Annotated in this window: 12 protein-coding genes; 6 read left to right on the top strand and 6 right to left on the bottom strand. The window is 66.1% G+C overall.

All coding sequences use genetic code 11. From position 1 onward, the window contains the following. Window positions 1-210 precede the first annotated feature (210 nt). Genes DFQ15_RS07500 through DFQ15_RS17750 form a run of 3 tightly spaced genes read right to left on the bottom strand, consistent with a single transcriptional unit; the run spans window position 211 to window position 2,041 of the window. The gene (locus tag DFQ15_RS07500; protein WP_110465389.1) at window positions 211-1,446 is read right to left on the bottom strand and encodes a type II toxin-antitoxin system HipA family toxin; all 1,236 of its coding nucleotides are present in this window, start codon (window positions 1,444-1,446) and stop codon (window positions 211-213) included. Then, a complete protein-coding gene (locus DFQ15_RS07495; RefSeq protein ID WP_233504333.1) occupies window positions 1,433-1,705 on the bottom strand; it encodes a helix-turn-helix domain-containing protein in 273 nt (90 codons plus the stop codon). The genes DFQ15_RS07500 and DFQ15_RS07495 overlap by 14 nt, the downstream gene beginning before the upstream one ends. Window positions 1,706-1,744: 39 nt before the next feature. Further along, window positions 1,745-2,041: a hypothetical protein gene (locus DFQ15_RS17750; protein ID WP_146228673.1), complete on the bottom strand. Its 297-nt coding sequence runs from the start codon at window positions 2,039-2,041 to the stop codon at window positions 1,745-1,747. Window positions 2,042-2,298: 257 nt separating this feature from the next. On the opposite strand from DFQ15_RS17750, the gene pilB reads away from it, so the two are divergent. From pilB to DFQ15_RS07465, 6 genes are read left to right on the top strand one after another with little or no spacing between them, the layout of a single operon-like run. Further along, a complete protein-coding gene (gene pilB / locus DFQ15_RS07490; protein WP_110465379.1) occupies window positions 2,299-4,026 on the top strand; it encodes a type IV-A pilus assembly ATPase PilB in 1,728 nt (575 codons plus the stop codon). A 40-nt stretch (window positions 4,027-4,066) separates the two neighbouring features. Next, a complete protein-coding gene (locus tag DFQ15_RS07485; protein WP_110465378.1) occupies window positions 4,067-5,284 on the top strand; it encodes a type II secretion system F family protein in 1,218 nt (405 codons plus the stop codon). Then, window positions 5,284-6,159 carry a prepilin peptidase gene (locus DFQ15_RS07480; protein ID WP_110465377.1) on the top strand — a complete coding sequence of 292 codons (876 nt, stop codon included), beginning with the start codon at window positions 5,284-5,286 and terminating at the stop codon, window positions 6,157-6,159. Before DFQ15_RS07485 ends, DFQ15_RS07480 begins: the two co-directional genes overlap by 1 nt. A 46-nt stretch (window positions 6,160-6,205) precedes the next feature. Then, the gene (gene coaE, locus DFQ15_RS07475) at window positions 6,206-6,805 is read left to right on the top strand and encodes a dephospho-CoA kinase (protein WP_110465376.1); all 600 of its coding nucleotides are present in this window, start codon (window positions 6,206-6,208) and stop codon (window positions 6,803-6,805) included. 8 nt (window positions 6,806-6,813) lie between these two features. Beyond that, window positions 6,814-7,569, top strand: a complete 756-nt coding sequence (gene zapD / locus DFQ15_RS07470; protein ID WP_110465388.1) for a cell division protein ZapD — start codon at window positions 6,814-6,816, stop codon at window positions 7,567-7,569. 13 nt (window positions 7,570-7,582) lie between these two features. Further along, window positions 7,583-7,813 carry a DNA gyrase inhibitor YacG gene (locus tag DFQ15_RS07465; RefSeq protein WP_110465375.1) on the top strand — a complete coding sequence of 77 codons (231 nt, stop codon included), beginning with the start codon at window positions 7,583-7,585 and terminating at the stop codon, window positions 7,811-7,813. A 94-nt stretch (window positions 7,814-7,907) separates the two neighbouring features. Here the strand turns inward: DFQ15_RS07465 and DFQ15_RS07460 are convergent, their stop codons facing one another. Genes DFQ15_RS07460 through argJ form a run of 3 tightly spaced genes read right to left on the bottom strand, consistent with a single transcriptional unit; the run spans window position 7,908 to window position 10,468 of the window. Beyond that, a complete protein-coding gene (locus DFQ15_RS07460) occupies window positions 7,908-8,357 on the bottom strand; it encodes an NUDIX domain-containing protein (RefSeq protein WP_110465374.1) in 450 nt (149 codons plus the stop codon). Beyond that, window positions 8,350-9,222: an ATP-binding protein gene (locus tag DFQ15_RS07455; protein WP_110465373.1), complete on the bottom strand. Its 873-nt coding sequence runs from the start codon at window positions 9,220-9,222 to the stop codon at window positions 8,350-8,352. Before DFQ15_RS07455 ends, DFQ15_RS07460 begins: the two co-directional genes overlap by 8 nt. A gap of 16 nt (window positions 9,223-9,238) precedes the next feature. Next, window positions 9,239-10,468 carry a bifunctional glutamate N-acetyltransferase/amino-acid acetyltransferase ArgJ gene (gene argJ, locus DFQ15_RS07450; protein ID WP_110465372.1) on the bottom strand — a complete coding sequence of 410 codons (1,230 nt, stop codon included), beginning with the start codon at window positions 10,466-10,468 and terminating at the stop codon, window positions 9,239-9,241. Between the last annotated feature and the right edge of the window lie 113 nt (window positions 10,469-10,581).

Raw genomic sequence — 10,581 nt, 5'->3', positions numbered from 1 at the left:
CTGAGGCAAACTACCACCGGCAACTCGCCAGTCAAGCCACAGCGCTGGTGGCATGACTTGAACCAAACAGCCTCCGCGAATCCCGGGGCGGTTCAAGCAGCGCTGATTCATGCTGCCAGTCAAAACCTGAGGTTGACTTTGAGAAGGGATAATCACTGCGAGAGACTCGCGTTGTCTACCGCTCAGACCTGCAAGCAGTCGGCCCCGTGGTCATCTGGCATGCGCAAGGCCGGCCTCCCAAGCGTGCGCCATGGACTGCCACAACGACGACGGCACCCGTGTATCGCCTTTGGCTGCATCCAATGTTCTGCGCATCGCCTCTGCGATTCGCTCCAGCACCGCGGCCGGCTGGGTCACACCGCAAACCCTCCGTCCGAAGTCCACCAATTCATCGGTCGTCGGATAGGTTTTAGTCTGGTGCTTGCCCGCGAACAACTTGAGCGCCAGCGTGTGGTCCTCCAACTCCGGTCCGCCAGGGTACTGCGTGTACTTGTAGATGCTGGTCGTCACCACATCGAATATGGGGGCCAGCCACACGTCCGTGGTGGAGCGGTAGAGCAGCCCAAAGTTTTTCAGATGGGCGTCGCCGTTGCGCACCATCACCGAGAACGCTACCTGCTCGAAGAACCGGTGCAGATTGTCGCTGTGGAGCTGTAGCTGTCGCAGCAGCTCGGCCACCCGCTGGTAGCTGCCGTGGTATTTGCGGTCCGACAGAACGTCACGCACGCGCAGCCCTGCCAGAGCGGCAATGTCTTCGAAACCAAGACGCTCAACGCGGCCATCGCCATGGTCGACCAAGTCGAACCGGTCAAGCACCAGCATCTGCCCATCGTCGGAAAGCGCGAACGACGGCACCTCGATGCCTGCGTGCCGGGCCGCCGCCAGACACAAGAACTCGTTGGCAGCCAATCCCGGATAGGCCGGGCTGGCCGCCTTGACGATGAGCGAGGGGATAGGCACGGTGGGCCGGTCGGGGACCATGATTTTGGGCTGCATGCCTGCAATGCCCGCCCCCGTACTCAGATAGGCGGCCACCAGTTCGTTGAAGACTTCAGGCGTGTAGGCCGTCTTCAGCAGTTCCTCTTTGCTCAGGCTGCGCGGCATGGCAGGCCCCGCCTCGTCGGGCAGGCTGAACCCGAGCCGACCGATGCCATTGCGCCCTACCAGCGCCAGCATGTGCATCGGCGTCATCGGCTGCTTGGGAAACAGTTCCCGAATCTTCATGAACAAGTCGCCTTCGGGAAGGTTTTGGTCCATGGGCGGAAACAGGTCGCCGTCCTGCCAAGTCAGATGTTCTTGCGCAGGCATGAGCAGCGCCACCGTGGGCTGTTCGGGGTCGGGCTGCAGATAGCGGAACTCGTAGGTCGAACCGCGCAAGAGTTGTCCGGCTTGCGGGCTGTCGCCGATGGCCACGTTCAGCAGCCGAATCTTCTCAGGCAGCTTCATCGTCGTCATCCTGGAAGCGGGCGGAGACCTCGCTGGCTGAGGGCATTCCGGCGCTTTCGAGGCGCAAGGCCAAACCCAGCGCACCGGCCACGGCCAGCAGGGAGGACACCGTGGAGTCTTCCCCGGCCTCCAGCCGGTAGATGACCTCCCGCACCTTGCCGGCCTTGGCGGCCAAGTCGGACTTGCTCATGCGGAGGAATTCCCGACGCTCACGCAACTGTTTACCGAGTTCGTCGGGCAGTCGGATTTTGTCAGTCATAGCTGACATCATAGGCTTTTAAAGAGCTATTTGCCTTCTTTAGCTTACACAGCCTATAACCCACAAGCCTTTGCAAGCTATAGCGCGCAAGATTGCACCACGGCAATCAAATTGCCAGCCATAGCTTGCAAATTTTCCTAAAGTGTATTCGCGCCTGAGGTCCACCCGTGGAACCCAAAAATCGGTCTCGAATCGCAAGCCGGATGTCGCTACACTGCCCATTAGCGTGAAAAATCTGTTCCAAATCTGTTCCACCGCAGCCGTTTGAAAGGGGTTGAAATGGATGGAAACGGAAAAGAGGCCTCTTGCTAAGTTATTGATTTTATTGAGATTCATCACCGCGAGGAGGCTCCTGAGACCGCAGATGCTGATTCGGGACGTAGAGGCCGGAGGTTCGAATCCTCTCACCCCGACCATCCATTCGCACCGCCACCGCCACCGGTGGCTTTTTTTCGTGGGTTCGCTGGCGCGCCGGCCGGGTGCTGACGCGAAAACAACAGTGGACGACCGGTCCGCGCAGCCCGCGCGAGGCCATGGCCGCAGAAGAAAGGCAATGGTAGGATGCACTTTTTTACTCTTCCGGTCCCCACGGCATGGCTGTTGTAGATACCCCGCCCAAAGACGCTGCGCCCGTCGCCCTGCCCGGATTGGGCCGGACGCTGATCGCGGCCGGGGTGCTGGAGCAGAATGCGGCCGAGGCGATCTACCGCAAGGCGCTCACCAACCGCAACAGCTTCCTCACCGAACTGACCCATTCGGGTGCCGTGGTCGCTGCCGACATGGCGCATGCGGTGTCGACCGCCTTCGGTGCGCCGCTCCTGGATCTTTCGGCGATCGACCCGCTGCGCCTGCCGCGCGAACTGCTCGACGAGAAGATCTGCCAGGCCTACCGGGTGGTGGTGCTCAGCAAGCGCAGCAACCGGTTGATCGTGGCCACCGCCGACCCGACCGACCAGGAAGCGGCCGAGAAGATCAAGTTCTCGACCCAGCTCGGCGTGGACTGGGTGATCGCCGAATACGACAAGCTGACGAAATTGCTGCAGTCGCTGGCACCGAGCGAGGCCGACAAGCTCGACACGATGCTAGGCTCGGAATTCCAGTTCGGCGAGGAGGACGTGGCGCAGGAGGCGGTCGACGCGCTCGCCACCGAAGTCGAAGATGCGCCGATTGTCAAGTTCCTGCAGAAGATGCTGCTCGACGCGTTCAACATGCGGGCGTCCGACCTGCACTTCGAGCCCTACGAGCACAACTACCGCGTCCGCTTCCGGATCGACGGCGAACTGCGCGAGTTCGCCTCCCCGCCCACCGCGATCAAAGACAAGCTCGCCTCCCGCATCAAGGTGATCTCGCGGCTCGACATCTCAGAGAAGCGCATCCCCCAGGACGGTCGGATGAAGCTCAAGATCTCGGCCGACCGGGTGATCGACTTCCGGGTGAGCACGCTGCCGACGCTCTTCGGCGAGAAGATCGTGATCCGTATCCTGGACCCGAGCAGCGCCAAGCTGGGGATCGACGCGCTCGGCTACGAGCCCGAAGAGAAGGCGCGGCTGATGCATGCCATCGGCCGGCCCTACGGAATGATCCTGGTCACCGGGCCCACCGGTTCAGGTAAGACGGTGTCGCTCTACACCTGCCTGAACTTGCTCAACCAGCCGGGCGTCAACATCGCCACGGCGGAAGACCCGTCCGAGATCAACCTGCCGGGCGTCAACCAGGTCAACGTCAACGAGAAGGCGGGCCTGACCTTCGCGGCCGCGCTCAAATCCTTCCTGCGGCAGGATCCCGACATCATCATGGTCGGCGAAATCCGCGACCTGGAGACTGCCGACATCTCGATCAAGGCCGCGCAGACCGGCCATCTGGTGCTGTCCACCCTGCATACCAACGACGCGCCGACGACCCTGACGCGGATGCGCAACATGGGCATCGCGCCCTTCAACATCGCCTCCAGCGTGATCCTGATCACGGCGCAGCGGCTCGCCCGCAAGCTCTGCCCCGTCTGCAAGCAGCCGGCCGACATCCCGAAATCGGCCCTGATCGACGCGGGCTTCAAGGAAAACCAGGTCGACGGCAGCTGGGTGCCCTACCGCGCGGTGGGCTGTTCGGCTTGCAACAACGGCTACAAGGGGCGGGTGGGCATCTACCAGGTGATGCCGATCACCGACGCCCAGCAGACCATCATCCTGCGCGACGGCAGCGCTCCCGAGATCGCCGCGCAGGCGCGGCTCGAAGGCGTGCGCTCCCTGCGCGAATCAGGCCTGCTCAAGGTGCGGCTGGGCCAGACCTCGCTCGAGGAAGTGCTCGCGGTCACCAACGAATAACGTACGACAACCCGCGATCCGCGTCATCGGAGAAAGTCATATGGCGACTGCTGCGTCCAGAGACATCAATGAATTCGTCTACGAGTGGGAGGGCAAGGACCGCCAGGGCAAGCCCGTGCGCGGCGAATTGCGCGCCAGCGGCGAGAACCAGGTGCAGGCGACCCTGCGCCGCCAGGGCGTCTTTCCGCTCAAGATAAAGAAGCGGCGCACCCGTTCGGGCAAGAAGATCAAGCCGCGCGACATCGCGATCTTCACCCGCCAGCTGGCCACCATGATGAAGGCCGGCGTGCCGCTGCTGCAGTCCTTCGACATCGTGGGCCGCGGCAATCCGAACGCCAGCGTCACCAGGCTGCTCAACGAGATCCGCTCGGACGTGGAGACCGGCACGTCGCTTTCGGCCGCGTTCCGCAAGCATCCGATGTACTTCGACAGCCTCTACTGCAACCTGGTCGAGGCCGGCGAGGCGGCCGGTATCCTGGAGTCGCTGCTCGACCGGCTGGCGGTCTACATGGAGAAGACGGAGGCGATCAAGTCGAAGATCCGCTCGGCGCTGATGTACCCCACCTCGGTGATGCTCGTGGCCTTCGTCGTGGTGGCGGTGATCATGATCTTCGTGATCCCGGCATTCAAGGAAGTGTTCACTTCCTTCGGTGCCGACCTGCCTGCGCCGACGCTGATCGTGATCGCGATGAGCGAGTTCTTCGTCGCCTACTGGTGGTTGATCTTCGGCGGGCTGTTCGGCGGTTTCTACTTCTTCTTCCAGGCGTGGAAGCGCAACGAGAAGATGCAGAAGTTCATGGACCGGCTGCTGCTGCGTGTCCCCGTGTTCGGGCCGATGATCGAGAAATCCTGCATCGCCCGCTGGACCCGCACGCTTTCCACCATGTTCGCGGCCGGCGTGCCGCTGGTCGAGGCGCTGGATTCGGTCGGCGGCGCCTCGGGCAATTCGGTCTACGAAATGGCGACCGACAAGATCCAGCAGGAAGTCTCCACCGGCACCAGCCTGACCGCCGCGATGAGCAATGCCAACATCTTCCCGTCGATGGTGCTGCAGATGACCGCGATCGGCGAGGAATCCGGTTCGATCGACCACATGCTGGGCAAGGCCGCAGACTTCTACGAAGGCGAAGTCGACGAGATGGTGGCCGGGCTGTCGAGCCTGATGGAGCCGATCATGATCGTGTTCCTGGGCACGCTGATCGGCGGCATCGTAGTGGCAATGTACCTGCCGATCTTCAAGCTCGGCCAAGTCGTCTAATGGGGGTGTCGCCGGAGATCGACATCGCCTTGGCCGGCATCGTCGGGCTGCTGATCGGCAGCTTCCTGAACGTGGTGATCCACCGCCTGCCCAAGATGATGGAGCGCCAGTGGGAGGCCGAATTCACCGCCATGGCGGCCGAGAAGGCCGCGCCGGCCGGCGGTCGGCCGTCCGAGCCGCCTCCGCCCACCGAGGCGTTCAACCTGCTGGTGCCTCGCTCGCGCTGTCCGCACTGCGGCCACGGCATCCACTGGTACGAGAACCTGCCGGTCGTGAGCTGGCTGGTCCTGCGCGGCAGATGCTCGGCCTGCAAGGCCCGGATCAGCGCCCGCTATCCGCTGGTCGAGCTGGCCACCGGCGCCCTCTTCGCCTACTGCGTCTGGCGCTGGGGCATGACGCCTTCGGCCGGGGCCTGGTGCGTCTTCTCGGCGGCGCTGGTGACCCTGGCGATGATCGACTGGGACACCACGCTGCTGCCCGACGACATCACCTACCCGCTGCTGTGGATCGGCCTCGTCGCGGCGCTCCTGCAATGGACCACCGTGCCGCTCGGCGATGCGATCTGGGGCGCCGTCGGCGGCTACCTCTCGCTGTGGAGCGTGTACTGGGCGTTCAAGCTCGCCACCGGCAAGGAAGGCATGGGCTACGGCGACTTCAAGCTCTTCGCCGCGCTCGGTGCCTGGTTCGGCTGGCAGGCGCTGGTGCCGCTGATCCTCGTATCGTCGATCGTCGGCGCCGTCGTGGGCATCGCGATGAAGCTCAGCAGCCGGCTGCGCGAAGGCGGCTATGTGCCCTTCGGCCCGTTCCTGGCGGCCGCAGGCCTGTCGGGCATGGCGTTCGGACCCGAATGGGCATTGCGGCTGCTGGGCTTCTGACGCGGCCGCCCCCATGCCGGCCGGCAGACGCCACAGGGCCGCTGGCATGCTGAGGCTTGGCCTCACCGGCGGAATCGGCAGCGGCAAGAGCACGGTCGCCAGCCTGCTGGCCATGCACGGGGCGCGGATCGTCGACACCGACGCGCTCTCCCGCTCCACGACCGCCGCGGGCGGCACGGCGATGCCGCAGATCGCCGCCGTCTTCGGCCCCGACTTCGTGCAACCCGACGGCGCACTCGACCGCAGCCGCATGCGCGCCCTCGCCTTCGCCGAGCCCGATGCCCGCCGCCGGCTGGAGGCTATCGTGCATCCGCTGGTAAGACAGGCAACCGATGCGGCGGCCCGCAACGCGCTGGAGAGCGGCGTGCGGGTCGCGGTATTCGATGTGCCGCTGCTGGTGGAATCGGGGCAGTGGGCGGCGCGGCTGGACCGTATCCTGGTGGTGGATTGCAGCATTCCCACCCAGATCGCGCGTACGACCGTGCGCAGCGGTCTGGACGAGGCCACGGTGCGCCGCATCATCGCCGCGCAGGCCAGCCGCGAGGCACGGCGTGCGGCGGCCGATACGGTGCTGTTCAACGAGGGTTTGGGCCTGCCGGACCTGGCCCGGGAAGTGGCCCGGGCCGCGCGGCACATCGGGCTATGATGGCCGCCGTGATTCTCTACGAATATCCTTTCAACGAACGCATCCGGACCTACCTGCGGCTCGAACAACTGTTCCGCCGGTTGGGCGAGCTGGTACCCCGCGAACACCCCCTCGACCACCACTTCGCGCTGGCCTCGATCTTCGAGATCATGGACGTGTCGGCGCGCGCAGACCTCAAATCCGACGTTCTCAAGGACCTGGTGAAACAGAAGCACCAGCTCGACGCCTACCGTGGCAATCCGTCGATCGCCGAAGGCGTGCTCGACGGCGTGATCGCGCAGATCGACCGCTGCTTCGAAGCGCTCAACCAGCAGACCGGCAAGGCCGGCATGGCGCTGACCGAAAACGACTTCCTGATGAGCATCCGCAGCCGCATCGGGATTCCGGGCGGCACCTGCGGTTTCGACCTGCCGGCCTACTACGCCTGGCAGCACCGCAGCGGCGCCGAGCGCAGCGCCGAGGTGGGCCAGTGGGCCTCGACCCTGGCGCCGCTGGCCGAATCGGTCTATCTGCTGCTCAAGCTGCTGCGCGACTCCGGCCTGCCGCAAAAGGTGATGAGCCAGCACAGCCAGTTCCAGCAGACGCTGCCGCAGGGCCGCAGCTTCCAGTTGCTGCGCCTGCGGCTCGACCCGGCCCTGGGCCTGGTGCCCGAGATCAGCGGCAACCGGCTGATGGTGTCGGTGCGGCTGATGCGCCACGCGGCCGACGGCCGGCTGCACGCGGCCGATACAGACGCGGGATTCGAACTCACCCTCTGCGCCTGAGCGGACCCGCGCGATGCCAGACGAAGACGCCACCGTGTACGACCACGCCTTGCCGGGCGAACGCATCGTCGCCTGTCCGCAGTGCCGCCGCGACAGCGTGTACTCGCCTCGCAACCGCTACCGGCCGTTCTGCAGCGCCCGCTGCAAGGGCGTAGACCTGGGTGCCTGGGCCAGCGAGGAATTCCGTATGCCGACCGAGGCGCCGCCGGACGACGCACCGCACGGCGACCCGCGGTTGCAGTAGCGAACCCGCCGGCCCAGCGCTTGCTGGCGCGCCTGCATATTTGAATAAATAATAGCCGAAGCCGGCGCAGATCGCCGACCTCTAGCTATGAAATTTATAGCATCCGGTGCGTCGGACCGCTGAAGCCCCGTTCTTCGGCCAGCCACCCCAGCACCGGGAACGCGCCCGGCAGCACCGGCTCCACCTGCAACGGCAGCTGCTCCCACGACATGGCCTGGCCCTCGCGCATCTCGAAGTCGCCGGTCCATTCGCGCACGATGCACCAGTGCAACCGTACCAGGGCATGCGGGTAGTCGTGCTCGGTCACCTTCCAGACGGTGGCGGGGCCGATGGCGATGCCCAGTTCCTCGACCAGTTCGCGGCGCAGCGCCTGCTCGACCGTCTCGCCCGCCTCCAGCTTGCCGCCGGGAAACTCCCAGTGGCCCGCATAGGGCTTGCCAACGGGCCGGCTGGTGAGCAGCAGCGCATCGTCGGCGCGCACCAGGATGCCGACGGCCACCTCGGTGTGCTTGCGGGCGCTGGTGGCGACGGCGGGATCAGCCATCGGCACGCCCCGCCTTGTCGCGCGCGAACTGGTAGGCCACCCGGCCGCTGCGCGAGCCGCGCTCCAGCGCCCAAACCAGCGCCTCGGCCCGGCTGGCCGCGATCGCCTCGGCTGAAAGGCCCAACGACGACAGCCACTGGCCGACGATGGTCAGGTACTCGTCCTGGGTGAACGGATAGAAGCTCACCCACAGGCCGAAGCGCTCCGACAGCGAAATCTTTTCCTCGATCACCTCGCCCGGATGGATCTCTCCGTCGTCGGACGTGGTGTATGTCAGGTTGTCCTTCATGTGCTCGGGCAGCAGGTGGCGCCGGTTGCTGGTGGCGTAGACCAGCACGTTGGGCGTGGCCGCGGCCACCGAGCCGTCGAGGATCGATTTCATCGCCTTGTAGCCGGGCTCGCCGTCCTCGAAGCTCAGGTCGTCGCAGAAGACGATGAATTTCTCGGGCCGGGCCGACACGGTCTCGACGATGTCGGGCAGGTCGATCAAATCGGCCTTGTCGACCTCGATCAGCCGCAGACCCTGCGGCGCGAAGGTGTGCAGGCAGGCCCGGATCAGCGACGACTTGCCGGTGCCGCGCGCGCCGGTCAGCAGCACGTTGTTGGCCGAACGGCCTTCGACGAACTGGCGGGTGTTGCGCGCGATCCGCTCCTTTTGCGGCTCGATCTCGCGCAGGTCGGCGAGCTGCATCGCGCCCAGGTGGCGGACCGGCTCCAGCCGTCCCGCGCCGCTGCCGCGCTTGCGGTAGCGCCAGGCGATCGCATCGGACCAGTCGGGCGCGGCCAGCGGCTGCGGCAGCACCGCCTCGATGCGGGTGAGCAGGCGCTCGGCATGCGCCATCAGCTGTTCGAATTTGTCGTTCATCGCGCGGCCCGGCCGGTCAGGAGCGGTAGTCGGCGTTGATGCTCACGTAGTCGTGGCTCAGGTCGCAGGTCCAGACGGTGTCGGTGGCGGTGCCGCGGCCCAGGCCGACGCGCACCGTGATCTCGCTCTGGCGCATCACCCGCTGGCCGTCTTCCTCCCGGTAGGCGGGGTCGCGCCCGCCCTTCGTGGCGACCAGCACGTCGTCGAGGTGCAGCGCGATGCCGCCCTGCTCCAGGTCGGCGATGCCGGCATAGCCCACCGCGGCCAGGATGCGGCCCAGGTTGGGGTCGCTGGCGAAGAACGCGGTCTTGACCAGGGGCGAATGGGCGATGGCGTAGGCCACCAGCCGGCATTCCTCCGCGGTGCGGCCGCCTTCGACCTGCACCGTGATGAACTTGGTGGCGCCTTCGCCGTCGCGCACGATGGCCTGGGCCAGCAGCCGGGCCACATCCAGCAACGCCGCCTCCAGCGCCCGGCCTCCGGGGCTGTCGAGCGAGGTGACCGGCGCATGGGCGGACTTGTTCGTCGCCACGACTACGAAGGAGTCGTTGGTCGAGGTATCGCCGTCGATCGTCACCCGGTTGAACGATCCTTCCGCCAGCCGGCGCGCCAGTTGCTGCAGCACCTCGGGCGCCACGCAGGCGTCGGTCGCCAGGAAGCCCAGCATCGTCGCCATGTTGGGCCGGATCATGCCCGCGCCCTTGCTGATGCCGGTGATGCGGACCGTGGCGCCGCCCACCTGCGCCTGGGCGCTGAAGGCCTTGGGCAGGGTGTCGGTGGTCATGATGCCTTCGGCGGCGCTGCCCCAGTGGCCGGGCTGCGCATCGGCGATCGCGGCGGGCAGGCCGGCCTCGATCCGGTCGACCGGCAGCGGCTCCATGATCACGCCGGTGGAGAACGGCAGCACCTGCGCCGGCGCCAGGCCGAGCAGTTGCGCCGCCGCGGCGCAGGTGGCCCGCGCACGCGCCAGCCCGTCTTCGCCGGTGCCGGCATTGGCATTGCCGGTGTTGATCACCATCGCACGCACGCCGCCGCTGCCCTGCAGGTGTTCGCGGGCCACCTGCACCGGCGCGGCGCAGAAGCGGTTCTGGGTGAAGACGCCGGCGACGCTGGCACCCTCGTCGAGCAGGAAGACCGTCAGGTCCTTGCGGTTCGCCTTGCGGACGCCGGCTTCGGCCACGCCGATGCGCACGCCGTCGATGGCGAGCAGGGCGGACGCGTCGGGCGCGGAAAGATTCACGGGCATGGGGTTCTCCAAAAGTGGGTCCGCTGAACGCAAGCGCAACCTGTCGACGACGCACCGTCAGACCAGAGGCACCACGGAACCGGCTCCGCCGGGCCGCCGGTGTCGCCCCCTGC

The organism is Xylophilus ampelinus (assembly GCF_003217575.1).
GTDB lineage: Bacteria > Pseudomonadota > Gammaproteobacteria > Burkholderiales > Burkholderiaceae_C > Xylophilus > Xylophilus ampelinus.
This window is presented reverse-complemented; position numbering and strand designations above follow the sequence as displayed.